This is a genomic window from bacterium (assembly GCA_016786595.1).
In the GTDB taxonomy this organism is placed as follows: domain Bacteria; phylum Bdellovibrionota_C; class UBA2361; order SZUA-149; family JAEUWB01; genus JAEUWB01.
The window spans coordinates 97,685-117,782 of the sequence record JAEUWB010000053.1 but is presented as its reverse complement, the minus strand read 5'-3'; the positions used below and the strand labels follow the sequence as shown (position 1 = coordinate 117,782).

Below are 20,098 nucleotides of genomic sequence, written 5' to 3'. Positions count from 1 at the left end.
ATTCTTTAGAGTCCGTAGAATGACTTACTTGTGCAGTTAAGCTTTGCTTCCCTACGTAGGATGTTAATCAAGCGCAGCAGTGGCTTTGAGGCTTTAAAGTCTTCGTTTGCAACTGAGTCGACAGAGGTTTTAAATGAAGAGTTCGCTGTTAAATTTTTAACCTCGAGTATCCCTGGCCCAGTAAATGAAAAAGCTGAACCAGCTTGCGGAAATGTTTGAAACGAGTCTTTAAAGCCCCAAAGTGCAGCAGTTTGCGTAGCCGCCTCAGCACTGTTTGAAGCAGTAAGTTTCACGATAGTTTCTTCGGCTGGAGCAGTTTCAACTTTTTTACGATCAATTTCTCCACACTCTGCCCAGAGGATGCCGTTTTTCAAATGAAGTTTTTCATAATTCGAACCACCCATGTAACCCCGTGCCATGAAGACTTCAATTTCAGTCTGCGCTGAATCTTGAGCAGAGTTTACCTCGGATTGAATTGAAGTGAGATCTGTGCTGGGAGAACAGCTTGTAAAAATAAATAAAATCCAGATCAAACTAAATCTGTTTTGCATATGAGCGTATCCTTTTTCCAGTTTTGATCATCAGTTTGTGGATAATCTAAGTTGTAGTGCAGTCCGCGACTTTCTTTGCGGATTAATGCCGAACGAACTACCAGTTCTGCAACGTTAACAAGATTACGTAACTCAATCAGGTCCGGCTCGACTCGATACTTCCAATAATAATCTTTAGTTTCATTCTTTATTTCGAGAATACGTCTGAGCGCAAGCTTTAAACGCCGATTGCTTCTAACAATTCCGACTAAGTTCCACATTAGTCGTCGAAGTTCATCCCAAAGATAGCTGACAATTACTTCCTCTTCGCTAATGGCTGTGTCGAGATGATCCCAGCCTTTTAGTGCTTCTGGTGCAGGAAAATTTGCGAGCTTCTGAGTGATATCTTGTGTGGCGCGCTTTGCGTAGACGACCGCTTCAAGGAGTGAATTTGAAGCTAAACGATTTGCGCCGTGTAGTCCAGTTGCTGCAACTTCCCCCAGCGCGTAAAGTCCGGGCAGGCTTGTTGCTCCATATTCATCGACAACTACTCCACCACAAGTATAATGCGCTGCTGGAACTACAGGAATTGCCTGTTTAGTGAGATCGATTCCAAAACTTAGACAGCGTTGATAGATAAAAGGGAAGTGGGTCTTGATGAATTCGCTGTCACGATGTGAGATATCCAAATAAACGCAATCAGCACCAGTGCGCTTCATCTCGGCGTCGATCGAACGTGCCACAATGTCACGCGAAGCAAGCTCAGCCCGCGGGTCATAATTTTGCATGAAGCGTTCACCTGCAGAATTTTTCAAAACCGCGCCTTCACCACGCATTGCCTCGGTAATCAGAAAGGACTTGGCCAGTGGATGATAAAGGCAAGTCGGATGGAATTGGAAAAATTCCATATTGGCGATTTTCGCACCGGCGCGAAAGGCCATGGCAATCCCATCACCAGTAGCGACATCTGGGTTAGAAGTGTAGAGATAAACTTTCCCCGCACCGCCCGTGGCAAGAATAGTGACACGCGCAGAAAATGGCTGGATTTCGCGAGTTTTTTTGTTGAGCACGTAAGCGCCAGAAACTTGATTCTTTTTGGTAATTAAATCAATCGAAAGATGATGCGAAAGAATTTTTACGTTTGGTAAATTTTTTACGTGATCATAAAGAGCACGATGTATCTCGGCTCCCGTTTGATCCTTTGCGTGAAAAATTCTACGCTCAGAGTGACCGCCCTCTTTGCCCAGGCTATACTCGCCACTTGACTTGTCGCGATCAAAACCAACCCCAAGCGCAATCAATTCATTAATTGCGTCAGGGCCTTCAGTTACAACGTTTCGCACTACACTTTCTTTGCAGATTCCTGCTCCGGCAAGTAAGGTATCCTGAATATGACTCTCAAACGAATCGCTCCCAAGAGCTACACTGGCAATTCCGCCTTGGGCGTAAAAAGTATTATTTTGGTAGGGCTCATCCTTGGCTAAAATTGTCACACTGCCGTAAGGTGCTATTTTATAAGCGAAAAATAGCCCTGCAATGCCCGAACCAATTACTAAGAAATCTTGATTATTCACGCTTCACAATATGCAACAAACTAAGGTAAAATAGAAATATCGAATCTACTAATGAAACTACGGAAACGAACTGCTACAAACTGACATCAAAAGTGATAGTCTATATGCTACGAAAAAAATTAGCTTTCTTTTCCCTCTTTTGCACCTCATTTTTGGTAGGCCAGGCCATGGCTTCACCCTTGTACGTCATTAAGGGCAAGCGCGGCGTCATTACTTTTACAACAAAAGCTCCAAAAGAAGGCGTCAAGTTCGATGTTTTTAAGCCTAGCGTAGGCTCTTTCTCGAGTTACAAAGGCTGGGCCTATAGTTCCCCCCGAAGTTTTAAAATCGCAGCAAAAAAATCCGAATACGACGACATGATTTCTCGCACCGCTTTAGCCCATGCGCTTGATCCAGCTTTTGTTAAAGCTGTTGTCCATGCTGAATCAAATTTTAATCCTAAAGCTAAATCCCCCAAGGGCGCGATGGGTCTCATGCAGCTTATGCCAGGAACCGCCAAGCGTTTTGGCGTGAAAAACGCCTATAATCCAGAGGCAAATGTGAAAGGTGGCGTGCAATACCTAAGATTCTTACTTGACCGCTATGACTGGAATCACAAGCTTGCTGCCGCTGCATATAACGCTGGCGAAGGCGCGGTGGATGACTATCGCCGCAGCATTCCACCTTATCCTGAAACTCAGGAATATGTGCGCCGCGTTATGGCGCTACTTACTGTCTATCGCAGTCGCGAGAAACACGTTTAGTGCGCTCCCAATTCTTGTTCCTCGAACTGGACTGAACTTCGAACTTAATTAGAACTTCCCTAATCAGATTCTATTTTTGTAATTGAATCTACACCAATATATTTTTCGGACTTAAATTCTCTCAAGCGTAGTAACTTTTCCAGTGTCTGCTTCATGATGCGACAATTCTGCTCAATTGTTTGCGCGACGGTTTGAATTTTCTCTGAGTTTGCATAGTTTTTTAACAGCCCACTATGGATTTGAATCACCGTTAACGGTTGCCCCAGTTCATGTGCAGCCCCGGCGGCAAGCTGCACCCGGAAAAGCTGCTGCTCTGCAAGTTTCAACGAGATTTGGGTCTGCTTTAGCTCTTTTGTGAGGTTACGAATCCGTAGCAGAGCTTTTACGCGCGCGTTTAACTCAGCAAAAGCAAAGGGTTTAGTTAAATACTCATCCGCCCCTGACTCTAAGCCGTAAACCTTATCTTCAACTTCATCACGCACAGTCAACATCATCACCGGCACAAACTCTTCGGCAGTCTGTTGCTTAATCCAACGACACAAATCAAAACCACTCTGCCCCGGCAATTCGACATCAAGCATCACAAGATCAGGACGATGTGAAAGATAAATTCCTTGAGCACGTTTGCCATCAGCGCAAAATATTAATTCGCAATTTTCCTCGAAAAAGGCTTGACGAATAATCGCACGCTGCGACTTACTGTCTTCAACTATTAAGATCGTCTGCTTTTTTGATTCCATACGAGATTCTCGTAGCTCTATTGTAAAACGGCAAAAACACTGAAAAACTTTAACTTTCCCCTGGAATCAAGCAGGTTAGATTTCAATAACAAGCTGTGATATCAGCTAGATAGCATTAAAAATGGAGCGCCTAGATGGTTAAGCAAAATGTACTCGGATTAATCTTAGTTTCTCTTCTAATCTCTGCCTGCTCAGGTGGAGGAGGAGACACTGGCTCAGGAAACTCAAATTCAGGCTCAACTAAGCTCTCACGCACTCGCGGGACCGGAATCCGTCTGATTAACGCTTCCTTCGACTCAGCTCCACTAGTCCTAACTTCCGCTGGAAAGGACTTCCAGACTTCAACTTTCGGCATCGAAAACTTCTTTTCTAGCGCACAATCAGGCCCTCAGGCATTCTCAATCGAGTCAGTGTTTTCACGCGGACTCTCTAAACTCGATCTGACTGCTACCCTCGAAAAAGATCTCGAAACAACTGTCGTTGTCTCAGGCGATGATAGCCGCTCTTCCTTCGCCGCTCACGTTTTCACCGAACCCTCTTCGCCACTTGCTGCAGGTAGCGCCGCTCTAAAAGTGATTAACGCTATTCCCGGCCAAGCTGCAATTGTACTTCGCTCAGGAACAACCGCCACTACCGCAACCAGCTACGGCGCTCAAAGTGAATCAATTATCGTCACTCCAGGGGTTCATACAATCGAAGTCCTCAGCGCCAGTGGCAGCATTCTTCAAGCTCGCGTATTTCAGATAGAAGATAAAACAGAAAATACCTTCGTCCTCGCCGGCTCCCGCGCTCTCGGCGCTCGTGTCCTCATGCCTTTCCGCGACTTAGATTAGGTAAACTCTGATTAAGCCCGACCTCTAAGTCTGCTCGTGGCTCATTGATCATTTCTTTCCCCTATGCAGCTTTGTCGACTACGCCGGACGCCGGACAAGTTCCGCAATCTATTCACCGAGCACGAGAAAATATCACTTATCAGTTAACAGATTGCTTCGCTCCGCTCGCAATGACTCGAAACGCAAGCAGATTGCCATACTTGATTGCGTAGGTTTGCAATGACTCGAAACGCTAACTTGATTGCCATCCTTAAGCGGAATTTTCTTGCCCTAGACCCGTGGTGTGCGCTGAAAGCGTTTGGCGATCCAGATGCAAAGCGCATAAATCACACACAGCGGAGCTGCCATTAGAAGCTGCGAGACCACGTCGGGTGGGGTTAAAACGGCAGCAAGAATAAAAATCAACACAATTGCAATACGTAAATGCTTGATTAAAAACTCTGAACTGATTAGCCCAAGTCGCGCAAGGCAATAGCAAATAACTGGCAATTCGAAGATCGTTCCAAAAACAAGTAAAAGTCTAATTACGAAAGTTAAATATTCGTTAATGCGAATGGAAGGTTGTACTGCAATCGATTGATACTCTGCGCCAAAGTAGTCAAAGGCGTAAGGGAAGGCGATAAAGAAAGCAAAAGCAACGCCAAGAAAAAAGCAAATGCTTGTTGCCGTAACAAAGGGGACTACAAATTTTTTTTCCTTTTCATGGAGTCCCGGTGCAATAAAGAGCCAAAGCTGATAAAAGGTGTAGGGCAGGGAAAGTAAAACACCGCCTGCAATCGCTAACGTCAATTTCACCATAAAGGCATCGGCAGGCCCTGTGCCAATCAACTCAAAAGGCTTTTTTGTGACTAAGAGTGGATAAGTCAAGATTTGAAACAAGTCTGCAGTGAAGTTTACTAAAATCAGCGTTGCAACTACCAATCCGCCGATAATATGAAACAGTCGCGTACGCAGCTCTGCCAAGTGTCCAGTAAGCGGCATGACTTTCTCGGCACTCATGACTCCTGCTCCGTAGTTTTTTGCGTAGTATCCCGTGCTGGAGTTTCGGTTTTTTGTGCTGGTTCTTGCGCTGATTCGTGTGGGGTATTCTCGACAGAAACAATCTCTCTAATTTGAGTTCTCACGCCACTATCCATGCGTTTCAAGTCAACAGCCGCAGATCGAATCTCGCGTTCGAGCTCATCAAGCTTAAGATCCTTTTTCATGTCTTCAAAAGAACGTTGCAGGCCGGCAAGGAAGCGCCCAAGCTTGACTGCGACAGTGGGCAGCTGATCGGGTCCCAGCACTAAAAGTGCAACAATCAGGATTACGATAATTTCTGAAAAGCCAAGTCCAAACATCTTAAGAATAGCTTCGCTCGAGCGCTGATTATTGGCAAGAACATTTCATTTATAGCCTTAACTCTAACTATGCTTTTACGTTCCGCGCATCGAGAGCGACACTTGCCTGGTCAGTTGGCATGACCAGTAGATTACTAATATTTACGTGATCTGGACGAGTGATTGTAAACAAAATCAGCTCTGCAATGTCTTCGGCCTTGAGTGGCGTTGAGTTTTTGTAGACCTGATCTGCCCTTTGCTTGTCCCCTGAATAGCGCACGAGACTAAATTCAGTTTCAACTCTGCCTGGGTCAATACAAGTAACTCTTAGCTTGGTTTCAACTAAGTCGCTAATTAACCCTTCGGTAAACATTTTTACAAATGCTTTTGTTCCACAATAAACTGAACCAAGGCGGTAGGCCTCGCGTCCAGCAATTGATCCAAGATTTACAATATAGCCGGAGTTGCGCGCTACCATTCCTGGCAAAACCGCGTGCGTGACATAGAGTAGGCCCTTAATATTTGTGTCAACCATTTCTTCAAAAGCTTCTTCGGGGTATTTGTCGTAAGTTACTGCTCCACGAGCCAGGCCAGCATTATTTATTAAACAGTCAATCCGGGAAAATTCTTGAGGTAGTGAGTCGAGTGCTTGCTTCACAGCTTGTTTGTCACGGACATCAAGCTGGAAATAATGGGTTTTAGTGTCAAACTCGTTTGCTAGTTCAGCTGCTAGTGTTTTTAGTGGTTCTAGCCTACGCGCGCAGATAACTAGCTTTGCCCCAGCTGCAGCGCAAACCCGTGCTGTTGCAGCTCCAATGCCACTCGATGCGCCGGTGATAAGCACGATCTTCTGATTAAGCTGCTCTGAAGAAGATTTTCTATCTGTCATGGTTTAACCCTCAAGAAAGATTAAGGAAAATAATTGCTTTATTGTTGGATCACCTAACGCAAATCTCCGGATATGTGAATAGGTATAGGTTTTATAGTGGTTATTTTCCAAGTTTTATTGAAGTTTCAACGTTTGCTTAGACTAAGTGCTTTGATGGCGTGCTTTTTCTTTGCTAGCTATCCAGGCCTTGTCAGAGCTGAGTCGGTTCCAACGAAAATTATTAAGCTATCACCCAATCCACTTAAAAAATTTAAATATTCAGCAGTTTGTCGCATTCGACCAGGCGAATCGAAGTTTGGCGCAAAAATTAAGCGACGTTTTGTGAGCGACCGAACACTGATCAAGAAAGTAAAATCACATCGACGCAAAGCTCTAAAAAAAGCAATCAAGCTTGGTAAGAAACAATGCATTAGATTGTTCGAGAATAATGGAAGCGAAAACGGTAACGGCAATGGAAATGGAAACGGCAATGGAAACGGCAATGGCGGAGGTAGCGAGCCTGTTTGCACGGAGACTGATTCAAGTCCAAAAACTGTCATTCAGAATATTGAAGAGCGTTTTACTCGTTCTGCTCAGAAATTTTTGTGGTATCTTGCTCCAGCACCAACTTCTTCACCGGTTCCTCCCGCTGGACCAACGGGCTATAATCTCGAAAACGACGGCCACGGCGGCACACTCTTAAGCTATACTGGTTCATACGAAACGGAGAATTTAATTGGTCAAGTTGAAGTGCCTTTTCCGTCGACCGGCTTTAGTCCTGGGTCGAACTACACTTTAACTTTTCGTCATAAGCTTGAAAATATTTTTTGCTATAATTCCACTGCCTACGCAAATCACAAGGGCAATGCTTACCGCGCTAAGACCTTAGGAGTATTTTGTGGATTTCCAACTTTCTTCCTAGTCGTGCGCACCCCCGGGCGAGCTTCAGAAAAAATTCGACTTGTAAATCTGCAGCGCTGGGATGGTGCCTATGCCTATAACGAAAACCGACCTTGGGCGAATGAAAATATCTCGTTTACTTTCCCACGAGTAAGCGACCCGAGCACAGTAAAACTTTCCTTAAGTATTGAGATGAATGGGTTTCATGGCCGCTTCTTACTTGACGATGTGACTTTTTCTGAGCCTTCAAATAATTTTGAAACAGGCTTAAGCGGGGGGGAATTTAGTTCTGTTAATCAGGAATTCTCTTATCCGGGCATGGAGATTGCAGCTAGTTCTCCGAAATGCACTGAGCTTTCTGCCACTACAACAAATTTATTCGTTGAAACTGCCACACTACGCTTTACGATCAATAGCTCAAGTTCCGGAGATAGTATCGTTACGACCCGTCAGGGGAGGGTAATTTCTAAAATTGATTTTACCTCAGGAGCCTTACTGGGCTTAAAAATCCGCAGTCTGCCTAAGCCAGGAAAGACTGATTATGTGTATTTAAGTAATGCTCATTACGCATTGCGAATTAGCCCGGATGGCACACTCTTGGCTAAAATTAGGGATCGTGCTGGCAATCAAGCGCTGACTGTGAGTGGTAGTCCAGAAAATCGTGCTGATGGGACTTGTCCTAACTGTTACAAGGATTTTTATTTTAACCAAGAAGTGGGCACCATCTTTGAGGCGCATCTGAGTAATTATGAAGGTTTTTTCTTCTCGCCAATTTACCCGCCACAGCAAATTAATGATATCGATGCTTCGGGTTATAGTTCAAATGGCAGTGGTGCTTCGAGTTCGGACGACTTTGGCGACTGGCGCTATGACGAAAATTATTTTCGTGACACCCTTGAACGCGATAACTGGCAAGTTAACTATGCTCCCAGAAACTGGAGTAGCGACCCCCAAGGCGCTAAACGGCCAACTGGTTTATGGAGTATTCGCTACAATTTAAAGCCTTACGACCTATTTGTGCTTTCAGCTTTTCCGATTCGTGAACTTGCACCGCGAGCGCAGTGCGCGGAACGTTTGCAGAATTCTCTCGGCGTCGATCCTAAATTACCTGAAGGAAGCAGCAATAATATCACTAATCACTTAAATAAAATTCGCACTGCGCCAAATAATTTAAATATTGTGTTCCTCAACTGGTCGCGCTATGCGCGAGCACAGAATCCAAATGTGCCGCAGTACTATTATGTTCGTAAATCAAGTGCGACAAAGGTTGAGGATTACATTGCACCAAATCCACTCTATTTAAACTGCTCGGAGGTGACAGCCTATCCTGCGAATTGTAAGAATCCATACCAGCCAGGAGCCGATGTGCAAGGTCCGTATCTTGTTTCACCGGCTGAAAAAGTTCACGTGAAGAACTATCTAAAGCGCTTAACAACTCCCGTGTCAGGGCAAACAACTCCTGACCCAGTCTTCTACATTGGCGCGCAGTTTCTTTACACTAAGAATGCGGAAGAAAGCCTAAAGTTTTTACAAAACTTGTGGGACGAATTCTCTCCAGCTGGACTTAAAGGGTTTTACTTTGATGGGATGACTCCTGGTTCAGCACTTGATGCTCTAGCGCTGGTGCGCGGTACGCGGCGCATTGTCGGTGCTGATGGAGTAGTGCTGACGCATCTTTCTAAAGATATGATGTTCTTACCGCAAAGCGACCATTACTTTTTCCCGGCAATTACTGCTTATGCTAACGTGCGCATTCTTGGAGAAGGTGTGAAAAAAGACTGGGCTCTTAATACAGCTGAAGTTAACGCTGGCCAGTGCCCGAAAGTATGGGGTTTGATGTATGGTGGAAAAGGCTCAACTGTTAGTGCGCTCATGCCCGAGTTTCGTCCTGTTGATTTAAGTAAAACAAACGATGAGTTAATTGCGATGACAATCACGCCCAACACTCAAGTGCGTGCCCAGCTAAATTGCGGCGCTTTGATGTTTGCGCCTACTACTGAACAAGTTTACTTCTCATTTATTGAAAAATCCCGCTCTGGATTGGGGCTGTGTATGCCCACGGGAAATCCAACTTCTTCATGCCCGGCTAATCAAAGCCCTGGTTACTGGTTGCAACTTCAGTCAGTCTGCCAGTAAGGTGTATTTTAAAAAATTACGGATCATGCTATTGGGCTCTACTTGGGTAGTTCTTGGAGAGTAACAGGTTTTTTCCTCCGCTATTCGGGTTTGAGTTGCCTCAGGGTGGTTCAAATCCGGATATCATGGAGGATATGATGAATTATGTCTTAATCATTCTCGGCGTTGTTGTAGGCTATAAGCTTGCACCTAGATTCGTGGATTTTATACTGGGATATTTTCCAGTGGCGTGTGAGCGTATGAAATTACTCAACCAGCAAGTCAATGCTGCATGCATCGGAATTTTATCTTCTGGATGTATTTGCATGCTGATTTTCTGCTTGGCAATGACACGCGGGCTTGAGCCGTGGTGGATTCGCGTTTCTCTATTCTGGATCAGTATCGGACTGCTAGTTGGTAGTTCTATTCTTTGTCTGGGGTTTGAGCGCTGGCAAACATTGGAACAGAAATACGAGACACCTGTTCCAGAAGACTTCAAGTGTGCAGGCAAGCCCTTGGAGATGGCGCTTAAGCACTTCAGCAAAATGTAGTCCGCTGCATCTAGCACTGCGCAAGGGGTTCTAGGTTTTAAAAACTCCAAGAACCCCTTTGTCTTTTAATTAAATTACAAAGCTGCCAGGAGCTTGCTAAACTCCTGGCAGTAATACCGCTTAGCTCCTGCTTTAGGCTTCAATCTGAATTTTCTTCGGAGCTTTTTCTTTGAGCTTCCCAAAAGTAAGAGTTACAACTCCATTTGTACTTTTGGTTTTTACATTCTCTGCATCGACATAATCAGGAAGTTGAAAACTACGCTGAAATGTTCCGACTGATCGCTCTGAGTAAAATACCCCTTTATCTTCTTCCGTATGCTCGTGCTTTTTCTCGCCCTTAACAGTCAGCACACCATCTTCGATCGCAATATCAAGCTCCTTGGGATCTACTCCAGCAGCTTCAAGCGTTACGAGGAATTCCTTCCCGGTGTCACGCATTTCAACGGCTGGGAACGCTTTGTTGTAACCTTTTAAGGTGTTTGAGACATTGCCCAAAATATCCCCAAAAGATTGATAAAATAAGCGATCAAAGTCTCCACCCCATAAGCTACGTGATTTAGCGCTAGCTGGTGTATAGTCACAAAATGATGCCATAATGATTTACCTCCTCAAGTAAATGATTGATAAAAATTGCTTTTCGCCCGCAAGCAAAAGCATATTATTTGTCTAACTTTTGCCCACATTATTTGCGAAGTTTGTCCAGCTCCAACTCTCTGACTGGCTCAGTCCTTAGGTAATCATCAAAAGTAGGCAAGGCAAGTGAACTATGTTAAAAAAATACAAACTATTTTAAGCAGTATGGCCATCCCCCTATCCGTAATTAATGAAGTTCGCGAGCGCACCAATATCGCTGAGATTATTTCCGAGCGTGTGCAGCTTAAGCGCTCAGGCCGAAACTTAACCGGTCTTTGCCCATTTCATAATGAAAAAACTCCTTCGTTCTCAGTGCGGGATGAAGACGGATATTTTCACTGTTTCGGTTGTGGCAAAAGTGGCTCAGTCTTTGACTTCGTCATGGAAACCAGAGGATTTAACTTTGCTGAGGCTGTAAGATTTCTAGCGAAGCGCTTAAATATCCCGGTCCCAGAACAAAGTGAGAAAGTTAAAACCACGCGTAAAGAAGGCTCCATGCGCGAAGTGATGCGTAGCGCAGCTGGAGTTTATTATCAGTTTTTGGTGAAAAGCCCCGACGCAGCAGCAGCCCGCGATTACCTTACGCGACGTGGAATCACAGTAGACGTGATCAGAAATTTTGGTTTGGGTTATGCTCCGCGTGCCTGGGATTTTATTCGTGAGCACGTTAAATCGAAAGAAGTTGCAGGAGCAGAGCTTGAGGACTTACTTTTCACAGTTGGACTGCGTAAAAAAAGCCCTGAAACTAGCGATGAGGCTAAACGCGCCTACGATGCTTTTCGCGACCGCATAATTTTCCCGATTTCAAGAAGTGATGGAGCTGTCATTGCGCTCGGTGGGCGAGTGATTAAGTCTGACGATGCTCCGAAATACATTAATTCACCGGAGAGCCCAATTTATGCAAAGCGTAAAGCGCTCTATGGCTTGCATAAAGCTTTACCTGAAATGCGTAACACTCGAGAAGTCTTTCTCGTCGAAGGTTATTTTGATGTGATTTCTATGGCGGTGCGCGGCTTTAGTAACACAGTTGCAACCTGCGGAACGAGTTTAACAGAAGACCACGTAAAAGTGCTCAAGCGCTTTGTCGACCGCGTAACGCTACTTTTTGATGGTGACCAGGCAGGACGTAAGGCGGCAGTGAAGAGCTTTGATCTCTTCTTAAATTCTGGTCTCGACGTGCAAGTGGTGTTTCTCGATCAAGCTGATGACCCAGATACCCTCTGTCAGCGTGAGAGTTATGAAAAAATTAGAGAACTTTTTGCCGCGCGGATCAAACCAATTGAAGAAATTTTCCTGGCAGAATTAGTTGCAGGTATTCAAGGGGTAGGGTCCCAAACTCGCGCTGCAGAAGAATACGTATCCCGCGTTAGACGCGTAGAAAGCCCGGTTGAACAGGAGATTTTACTAAAGAAAGGAGCTACGCACTTGGACCTGTCCTATGACCGCTTGGAAAAACTACTCAATTCCTTGGAAGCTGAAATTACTTCATCTTTTTCGGTTACTGAAGCTAAGCCTGAGGCCGCCCACGCTAAGGACCAAGTTGAGAAGCGTCAAGAAACTCCAACTGAAAGACAATTTAAGGCTTTGTGTTTTGAGCTTTTACTTGCGGCACTTTTTGATCACGGCACGCTCGATAAGCTTTGGGGCATTGATCAAGACAATCGTATTCGCGAGATCATTCCGGAGCGATTACTTTCAGTATTCGACAAACTACTAGCATTACGTTTAGGCAACGCTGAGTCGTGGCTGGATTCTGCAAGTGATGTTTCTAAGGTCGAAATGATTTTACGCGATCATAGTATCAGTGATGAGATTGTCTTACGTGAATTAAGGCGTAGACTGTTACTTGGTGGCGCACGAATCAATGCGGTGCTTGATGACATCGAGCGTTTTGCAGAAAGAATTCATTCGGATCGCGCGCAGGGCACTCAAGCAGACTTATCCCCTTTAGATTACGCACAACAGAAATTGATTAGCCGGAGAAAGCTAGAAGAATCATCGCGAATTAATAAGTAGTGGAATTTGAGGTACTTAGCTGGTCAATTACAGGCACTTGATATAACTACCTGGAAGTATTAAAAAAACTCGTCTTATACGCCACACTTCTTGGCGTATTTAATATAACATTGCTTTGTCAAGCTGGCAGCATCTCTCACGTCAAAGCTGCAAGCACAAACTTTGACAAATGTTTTGTAGTTTAAGGAATAAGAATAAGAATGGGTCGTCCGCCAAAGAAAAAACAAGCTGCGCTTAAATTCAAAAAGAAATTAGCTCAGAAAAAATCTTCGTTGAAGAAAAATATCCAGAAAAAACTAGAGAAAAAGCTTTTGAAAAAATCAACTGGCAGTAAAAAAATTCCTGCAACAAAGCAGGCTCTTAAGCTTGTTCCCGCTAAAGCAACAAAAGATCTAAAAGTAAAAGATGCCCGCGAAAAGGAAAAGCTCCCCAAGGAAGGGCAGGTCAAGGCATTACCCACCACTAAGCTTGCAGAACAAAAGAAGGCCTCTACTACTGCGCCGATTCTAGCAATTGGCGCAGAAGCTGAAGAGGGGGAAGAGGTCGATGATTTACTCGATCTTTTAGGCGATTCTGAAGTTGATGTTAACGACGATGAACCCGATCCGAATTTCGTTGCAAATCCTCAGTTACGCGTGGCCGAACCTGAAGCCGAGTTTGCTTCTGATACAGCTGCAACACCTGGAGTAGGAAAGACTTCAGACCCAGTGCGCATGTATCTGCGCGAAATGGGTGGGGTGAGTCTACTCACGCGCGAGGGTGAGGTTGAAATCGCAAAACGTATCGAAGCTGGTCAGATTGAAGTCGACCGTGAAATTCATCGCTCGCCAATTACGGTTTCTTATATCCTCGAACTAGCTGAGCGCATCAAGGCCGGAGAGTTACGCATGCGTGACATCTTCGATGAAGAAGAGCAAGAGCCAGAGGAAGAGGAAGAAGAAGAGTTAGAACAACCTCAGGTTAATGAAGATGGAGAAGAAGTTGTTGAAGAAGCTCCAACTCCGATTCAGCAAGATGACGAAGAAAAGAAAAAGCTATTCCTTAAAGATGTGCAAGGTCTGAAAAAAACCAAAAAGAACCTGGACGAAATCTTTAAGTCATTTATTAAGGCCGAAGCTGGAACGAAAACCTATCGCGAACTAGAGCGAAAATACGACAGGCTGCGCGACCGTGGAGCGGAGAAAATTGTTGATTTGCAACTTTCTAAAAAGTTAAACGACGGCGTAATCGTGCGTATGCGTGGTTATATTGAAATCCTAGACTCTTGCGAAAAAAGCATGAGTCGCATCCGCCGTGAATTTGGTCGTGACGATACTGAGTTATTTGAAGCAGTTGATGAGATTAATAAGAATAATCAACTTGCTTTTAAGCGTGCAACGCGGCGCCTCAAGCTTAAAGCTAATGAAGCACGCGACCTTGCCGATGAAATCAATCAAGTTCGCACGAATATGCAACGCATCGAGTATGAATGCATGTTGCCCCTGAATGAATTACGACGCTCGATTGAGACTGTGCTGCGTGGTGAAATCAAGGTCAATAATGCCAAGCGCGAACTGGTCGAGGCTAACTTGCGCTTGGTGGTTTCGCTTGCCAAGAAGTACACAAACCGCGGCTTACAATTTCTCGACCTGATTCAGGAAGGTAACATTGGCTTGATGAAAGCCGTTGATAAATTTGAATATCAACGCGGCTATAAGTTCTCAACCTACGCAACTTGGTGGATTCGCCAAGCGATTACGCGTGCGATTGCCGATCAAGCACGTACGATTCGTATTCCTGTGCATATGATCGAAACGATTAATAAGCTCGTGCGGACTTCACGGCAACTTGTTCAAGAGCTTGGACGCGAACCAACGCCTGAGGAAATCGCCGAGAAAATGGATATCTCAGTTGATAAAGTTCGCAAGGTCTTGAAAATCGCAAAAGAGCCGATCTCGTTGGAAACTCCAATTGGGGAAGATAACGATTCGCAGCTTGGAGATTTCATCGAAGATAAGCGCGCGGTATCTCCATCAGATGCTGTGATTAATATCAACCTGCAGGAGCAAACTCGTCATGTGTTGGGAACACTTACTCCGCGTGAGGAGAAGGTGCTACGAATGCGTTTTGGTATTGGCGAAAAGAGTGACCACACGCTTGAAGAAGTGGGACAGAGCTTTGACGTTACACGTGAACGTATTCGACAAATTGAGGCTAAAGCACTGCGTAAATTACGGCACCCTAGTCGCCTAAAAAAACTTAAAAACTTCATGGAAAAGTAGGCAGGTAGCGGCAGGGCTTTTTTTGTTGAACATCTTCTAACGATCTCGGTAGAAACAGGAAGTTGGCTGGATGTATACGATATTATATAAACCCCATCATGGCCTCATAGCTCAGTTGGTCAGAGCACCCGGCTCATAACCGGAGGGTCGAAGGTTCAAGTCCTTCTGAGGCCACCAACCTTTCTTCGCTCGAATTTTCATTGTGATCTTAAACTGCTACGAGGTCACCACCTCACTTGGCGTACTCAAAGTTTTGGTTGAGGCGACGACGAAAAACTCCTAACTTAGTTGCCGCGATCGGGTATCTAAAAGAAAAATATAAGTAAGCGAGTCTTTTTCTTTGTAATTTAATGTGCTAATATCTCCCATCTCTTTTGGGGTAACAAAAGGGTCGAGGGCAATACTAGGCACAGCTAGTTTGCTCAATAGGAAGTGACAAGATGAAGAATAAATTGGGTATCTTTTCGGTCGTCGCCGTTGTGGCTGCAGCTGCAGCTGCCTTGGTCGTTGCCAAGCGCAAGCGAAGCAGCGCTCAACGTCCACCGAATCCTGCACATGACAATGGCGCAGCTTCGGTCCACGGCGACTGATTAAAGTCTCCGCGGTGGGTGCTTGTCTTCTCCGGAAGCAGGCACCCAAAACTCCTTCATTGTTTTGCGAATACAGGTTTCATAGTTATCCCAAAGAGATTTCGATTATTCTTTGTCTTTTACAAAGCTCAAAATATTACCTACTCTTTAAGTCGCGATGCGAGCACATAAGTTTACGATCTATTTTGGAATGATACTGTTGTTGATCGTGATTTTTGCCGTCTTCCAAGATTACGGAATATCAACAGATGAAGATCGTCGATCGGAATACGGTAAGGCTATATATAACTACTTTGCTACAGGCTTTGCTGACGAAACAGCCCAGAATATGGGTTACGCCAGTTACTACGGAGGAGCTGCAGACCTACTAGGTGAGGTTGTAACCAGACTTTTCCCTTTCTCGCCGCATGAATCCCGCCATTTGCTTTGGGCGTTATTTGGGTTTTGCGGAATTTGTGGTGTCTATAAATTAGCTACAATCTTCATTAGCGATCAACAAATCCGCCCTTGTGCAGGAATATTTGCAGCGCTAATAATTATTTTAACCCCAGGATATTTTGGCTCAATCTTTATCAATCCAAAAGATATACCATTTGCAACATGCTATATCTGGTCGCTGTATTTATATCTCAAACTCTTGCAAGCTCTTCCAGAAATCAAACCTAAAGCTGTAATTCTTTTCGGACTAGTAACCGGCCTCGCTCTTGGCATTAGAGTTGTTGGGGCATTTTTAATCTTGCCATACGTTCTAGGCGTGCTTTTCTGGTGCTTTACTCTCGAAACGAAAGTTAGGCAAAAGTATGGGTTGAGCAGTGTTCTGATTCACGTTTTACTATATTTGATCCTCCCTGCAGTTACCGTGGCTTACCTAACAATGATTTTTGCTTGGCCCTGGGCGCATAGCGCGCCGCTTACGAACCCAATTACTGCGCTGATGGAATTTAGCGATTACACTGCGTGGAAAAAAACCACCTTACTCGATGGTGAGTTTTATGCCGCAGATCAAATTCCCAGATATTATTTATTGCAGTATTTGCTGATTCAACTTCCGGAGTTATTCCTCGCCGCTAGCATGACAGGTTTGATTCAAGGTTTAATTTTACTCTACCGCAAAGAATACAAATCGATGAGTTTGATTGCAGTGATTGTCGCGGTAATTGCAGGATTTGGTCCAGTGATCATTTCTTTGATTAAGGGTTCAACTATTTATTCAGGATATCGCCAATTTATCTTTTCAGTCTTAATCCTTGCCGCGTTAAGTGGCGCAAGTAGCGCGTATTTTATTTTTAAATTAAAGCAAACCGGAAAAATGTTTCTGTACAGAGTAACGCTACTTTCAGTCACGGTGCTTGCGCTTCAGGTTGGAATCAAAATCATTAAACTGCATCCCTATCAGTATAGTTATTATAATAACTTTGTTGGGGGAATTGCTGGGGCGTATCGTAGATTTGAATTAGATTATTGGGCACTCTCATATCGTGAGGCAGCCCAAGGCATATTAGCGCATATGCCTCAGCATCTTTCTGGCGCTAGCAAAATAAATGTCCTAGTCTGCGATTCACGGCATTCAATTATTCCATTTTTAGACGAGCGTTTTGCGATCGTTAAAAAACCCAATCACGCGCACTTTGTGGTTAGACGCCACAGAAAGAACTGTCCGATGAATCGTAAATGGCAGCTGATTCATCGCACAGTTAGAGAAGGGGTGCCACTGTCGGAAGTTTACTTAACTTCGCTAGGGCAGCAGATTATTACTCAGTAAAATATTTCCCGTATTTTTCCGTGACACGCTCGAGGTGCTTCCAGAGTTTTGATACCGCTTCAGATTTTGTAATTGAACCATCAGCATTAAGATCTAAACCCTGATTGCTGCGATATGCGCCGCTTGAATGATCGCACTTGCCGGTTGAGTCAGTATTAAAGATTTCGCTTTGCTTTGATGCTCCAACTGCAGCTGGGCAGAGAATCTGCATGTATAAATCTTCTAAAGTCTGAATTTTGCCCTTCGCCGGTAAGAAATGCTTGAATACGTACTGAAGCTGATCCTCGCGAGTCATTTCTCGCAGTTTCTCGATCGATGATCCGAGTCCAATCGCCGTATTTTTCATAAACTGAATTAAGCCAGTTCCACTCGAAACCGGATTTTTCACGTTCGGCAAAAATGTACCTCCGGTTTCAAAACTCATTGCAGCCATGAGGTGCAATGGATTTGCACCCAATTCCTTGGAAATGGTCTTAACTCCTGAAATAAATTCTGAACTCAGTGCGGGATATTTTTCTGCATTTTTCATGCTAGGAACCGGCGTAGGCGTGGTCACGGGCGTAGCTACGCTCGAAAATATAGGGTCCATGTGCTTTTCTCCTTTTGTTAGTTTACATATATATTATCGGCCGCTATCAGGATGGTGTTGCGTGACTAAAGCAGATTTTTCTCAAATTTTAGCATTAATCAATGAGCTTGCGCTGGCAGCAGGTGCTGTCATTCATGAAATGCGTGAAAATCAAAGCTTTGAGCTATCATTTAAGAGTGAGACAAACCTGCTGACAACAGCAGACCTTAAGGCTGAAGAAATTATCATCGCGGGCATCAAAGAGCATTTTCCTGATGACCAAATTCTAGCGGAAGAAACGCAGGCGACTTTGACTGCAATTAATCCTGACCAAGGTCTTTGGATTATTGATCCGATCGATGGCACTACAAATTACGCTTATGGGCTTCGTGATGTGGGCGTTTCGATTGCTTACGCCTTGCATGGTTCGGTCCAAGTCGGGCTTGTGCATAATCCGTTCACGCAGGAAACGTTTCATGCCGTAAAAGGGAATGGGGCATTTTTGAATGGCACAAAAATCAACTGCGGCAATTGTCAAGAACTAAGCCGTGCTTTGGTTGTCACTGGGTTTCCTTATAATCGAGAAATCCGTAAACGCGCGATTCCTGTTGCGGGTATTGTAACTGAAAAGTGCCGTGACTTAAGACGGCTCGGTGCCGCGTCGCTTGATATTTGTTACGTTGCCTGTGGTCGTTTGGACGCGATGTATGAATCGCTAAGCCCTTGGGATATTGCAGCAGCTGTGCTAATTGCTAAAGAAGCAGGAGCAGTCGTGCAGTACTCTCTTAGGCAAACCGACCAGCAAGCCTTGATTCCCGATTTAGCAAGTCACGGTTTAGTTATCGGCAACCAAAAAATTGCATCAGATCTTAAAGATTTAATTATTTCCGCAGCCACGCAGGGCAGGGTCTAGACTTGAGAATTTTATGAAAATCGCCTGGTTTTCCCCAATCGGTCAAAGTTCTAATTCCAAGGGGGCGCTTTATTCTCAAAGCGTCCTGCCTGAGCTTGCTCAGCGCCATGAGATTACAGTTGTAGTTGATGATAAAAGTTATTGTGACATTGGAGAAGCCGCGACATATTTAGGATTGAAGGTTTTAATCCTGCATCAAGCATTGAACCTTGATTTGAAAGCTAAATTCGATGCCTTTGTCTATCAAATTGAAAGTAATCCCGGTTCAGCTTGGACACCCTTTTTCCAAGCTGAAGTAATGCCGGGAGTGTTAGTTGTGCATGATTTTCCAATCGACACAGTCCCACTTTCAGCTGCAGCAATGGTATTTAATGCCCCAGCTGCACACGGCATTCGCGCTAGAGGTTTCACTGGATACATCGGCCAAACTGCAATGCCCTGGATAGTCGCTGAGAGTAAAGGTTTTCCCGACACTGAATGCTTTCGGCTAGGGCTTTGTGGATTGCCTGAGCGTAATAATCGTTTCTACGTGTTAAGAAATGCGTTGGAAAATATACTTCAGTCTGAGTGGGGGGCGAATCAAGAGTTTGAAATCACCTGGATTGCTCGCAGCGAAGCAGAAGAGCGCGAAATCGAAGCGCTAATTAGTGCATGCGCTACAAAAATTGTCATTAAATCTGTTTTAATTAAGGACAGGTTGCAGCGTTATTCCGAGATTCAAAATTTCTCACTCTACTCAGCGCTTTGCCTAGATACTAGGCATTCCCTTGACCCGGAAGTCTATGCAGCAGTTGCAGCAGGGGTCCCAGTGCTTTGCGCCGATTTTGGTCCAAGCGCAGATTTACCGCGCGAACTTGTTTTTAAGATTCGGCTCGGTTTGTCTGAAGTGCGAGAGGTTGAAAATGTGATTCAAGCGCTGCAAGACGTGCGCATTGACCGCAAGGATTTGCAGCAAGCCGGCAAACGCTACCTCGAGCTTTTTCATGATACAAAATCTGTTGTTGCTGATTTAGAGCGTGTGCTTGAAAAAACTGCGCAACTACAAACGCAACTTGCCGACCAAAGACGGAGCCAACAACAGGCAGCACGAGCAGAATTGATTAAAACTGTCTTTGGAGAGAGTTTTGATCGGTCCTTGTGGTACGCTGAGACTGTTCGAGATTTTTCCTGGATTTAAAGAAC

At 44.6% G+C, this 20,098-nt stretch carries 18 protein-coding genes and 1 tRNA gene; 11 read left to right on the top strand and 8 right to left on the bottom strand.

From position 1 onward, the window contains the following. Positions 1-5: 5 nt before the first annotated feature. The gene (locus tag JNK13_09090) at positions 6-551 is read right to left on the bottom strand and encodes a hypothetical protein (protein MBL7662890.1); all 546 of its coding nucleotides are present in this window, start codon (positions 549-551) and stop codon (positions 6-8) included. Continuing rightward, positions 530-2,104 carry an L-aspartate oxidase gene (gene nadB, locus JNK13_09085; protein ID MBL7662889.1) on the bottom strand — a complete coding sequence of 525 codons (1,575 nt, stop codon included), beginning with the start codon at positions 2,102-2,104 and terminating at the stop codon, positions 530-532. The genes JNK13_09090 and nadB overlap by 22 nt, the downstream gene beginning before the upstream one ends. Positions 2,105-2,208: 104 nt before the next feature. Between nadB and JNK13_09080 the strand changes: the two genes are divergently transcribed. Then, positions 2,209-2,847, top strand: a complete 639-nt coding sequence (locus JNK13_09080) for a lytic transglycosylase domain-containing protein (GenBank protein MBL7662888.1) — start codon at positions 2,209-2,211, stop codon at positions 2,845-2,847. A 59-nt stretch (positions 2,848-2,906) separates the two neighbouring features. On the opposite strand, the gene JNK13_09075 is transcribed toward JNK13_09080, so the two are convergent. Then, positions 2,907-3,587: a response regulator gene (locus JNK13_09075; GenBank protein ID MBL7662887.1), complete on the bottom strand. Its 681-nt coding sequence runs from the start codon at positions 3,585-3,587 to the stop codon at positions 2,907-2,909. 134 nt (positions 3,588-3,721) lie between these two features. Between JNK13_09075 and JNK13_09070 the strand changes: the two genes are divergently transcribed. Continuing rightward, positions 3,722-4,420 (top strand): DUF4397 domain-containing protein, encoded by a 699-nt coding sequence (locus JNK13_09070; protein MBL7662886.1) that lies wholly within the window; start codon positions 3,722-3,724, stop codon positions 4,418-4,420. 270 nt (positions 4,421-4,690) lie between these two features. On the opposite strand, the gene tatC is transcribed toward JNK13_09070, so the two are convergent. From tatC to JNK13_09055, 3 genes are all read right to left on the bottom strand, one after another. Further along, entirely contained in the window at positions 4,691-5,419 is a 729-nt protein-coding gene (gene tatC / locus JNK13_09065) for a twin-arginine translocase subunit TatC (GenBank protein MBL7662885.1), read from the bottom strand. Next, complete coding sequence (locus JNK13_09060) at positions 5,416-5,760, bottom strand: twin-arginine translocase TatA/TatE family subunit (protein MBL7662884.1); 345 nt, start codon at positions 5,758-5,760, stop codon at positions 5,416-5,418. The genes tatC and JNK13_09060 overlap by 4 nt, the downstream gene beginning before the upstream one ends. Before the next feature lie 67 nt (positions 5,761-5,827). Next, complete coding sequence (locus tag JNK13_09055; GenBank protein MBL7662883.1) at positions 5,828-6,628, bottom strand: SDR family NAD(P)-dependent oxidoreductase; 801 nt, start codon at positions 6,626-6,628, stop codon at positions 5,828-5,830. Positions 6,629-6,760: 132 nt separating this feature from the next. On the opposite strand from JNK13_09055, the gene JNK13_09050 reads away from it, so the two are divergent. Both JNK13_09050 and JNK13_09045 read left to right on the top strand, forming a co-directional pair. Continuing rightward, positions 6,761-9,643, top strand: a complete 2,883-nt coding sequence (locus tag JNK13_09050; GenBank protein ID MBL7662882.1) for a hypothetical protein — start codon at positions 6,761-6,763, stop codon at positions 9,641-9,643. Between the two features lie 134 nt (positions 9,644-9,777). Continuing rightward, positions 9,778-10,173 (top strand): hypothetical protein, encoded by a 396-nt coding sequence (locus tag JNK13_09045; GenBank protein MBL7662881.1) that lies wholly within the window; start codon positions 9,778-9,780, stop codon positions 10,171-10,173. A gap of 132 nt (positions 10,174-10,305) precedes the next feature. Here JNK13_09045 and JNK13_09040 read toward each other — a convergent pair whose 3' ends face one another. Further along, positions 10,306-10,767 (bottom strand): Hsp20/alpha crystallin family protein, encoded by a 462-nt coding sequence (locus tag JNK13_09040; protein MBL7662880.1) that lies wholly within the window; start codon positions 10,765-10,767, stop codon positions 10,306-10,308. 204 nt (positions 10,768-10,971) lie between these two features. Here JNK13_09040 and dnaG point away from each other — a divergent pair, with 204 nt between their 5' ends. The 5 genes from dnaG (at position 10,972) to JNK13_09015 (ending at position 17,435) form a co-directional block, all read left to right on the top strand. Beyond that, positions 10,972-12,822, top strand: coding sequence for a DNA primase (gene dnaG, locus JNK13_09035; protein ID MBL7662879.1), 1,851 nt, complete (start codon positions 10,972-10,974; stop codon positions 12,820-12,822). A 200-nt stretch (positions 12,823-13,022) separates the two neighbouring features. Beyond that, on the top strand, positions 13,023-15,083 hold the full coding sequence (rpoD, locus tag JNK13_09030; protein MBL7662878.1) for an RNA polymerase sigma factor RpoD: 2,061 nt from the start codon (positions 13,023-13,025) through the stop codon (positions 15,081-15,083). 100 nt (positions 15,084-15,183) lie between these two features. Then, positions 15,184-15,260: transfer RNA gene (locus JNK13_09025), tRNA-Ile, on the top strand. A 263-nt stretch (positions 15,261-15,523) separates the two neighbouring features. Further along, positions 15,524-15,673, top strand: coding sequence for a hypothetical protein (locus tag JNK13_09020; GenBank protein MBL7662877.1), 150 nt, complete (start codon positions 15,524-15,526; stop codon positions 15,671-15,673). A gap of 157 nt (positions 15,674-15,830) precedes the next feature. Next, the gene (locus tag JNK13_09015) at positions 15,831-17,435 is read left to right on the top strand and encodes a glycosyltransferase family 39 protein (protein MBL7662876.1); all 1,605 of its coding nucleotides are present in this window, start codon (positions 15,831-15,833) and stop codon (positions 17,433-17,435) included. Here JNK13_09015 and JNK13_09010 read toward each other — a convergent pair. After that, positions 17,425-18,024, bottom strand: coding sequence for a lytic transglycosylase (locus JNK13_09010; protein ID MBL7662875.1), 600 nt, complete (start codon positions 18,022-18,024; stop codon positions 17,425-17,427). The two genes, JNK13_09015 and JNK13_09010, sit on opposite strands and share 11 nt — an antisense overlap. Before the next feature lie 61 nt (positions 18,025-18,085). Here JNK13_09010 and JNK13_09005 point away from each other — a divergent pair, with 61 nt between their 5' ends. Both JNK13_09005 and JNK13_09000 read left to right on the top strand, forming a co-directional pair. Then, the gene (locus tag JNK13_09005) at positions 18,086-18,916 is read left to right on the top strand and encodes an inositol monophosphatase (protein ID MBL7662874.1); all 831 of its coding nucleotides are present in this window, start codon (positions 18,086-18,088) and stop codon (positions 18,914-18,916) included. A 13-nt stretch (positions 18,917-18,929) separates the two neighbouring features. Beyond that, positions 18,930-20,093, top strand: coding sequence for a glycosyltransferase (locus tag JNK13_09000; GenBank protein ID MBL7662873.1), 1,164 nt, complete (start codon positions 18,930-18,932; stop codon positions 20,091-20,093). The last annotated feature ends 5 nt before the right edge of the window (positions 20,094-20,098 follow it).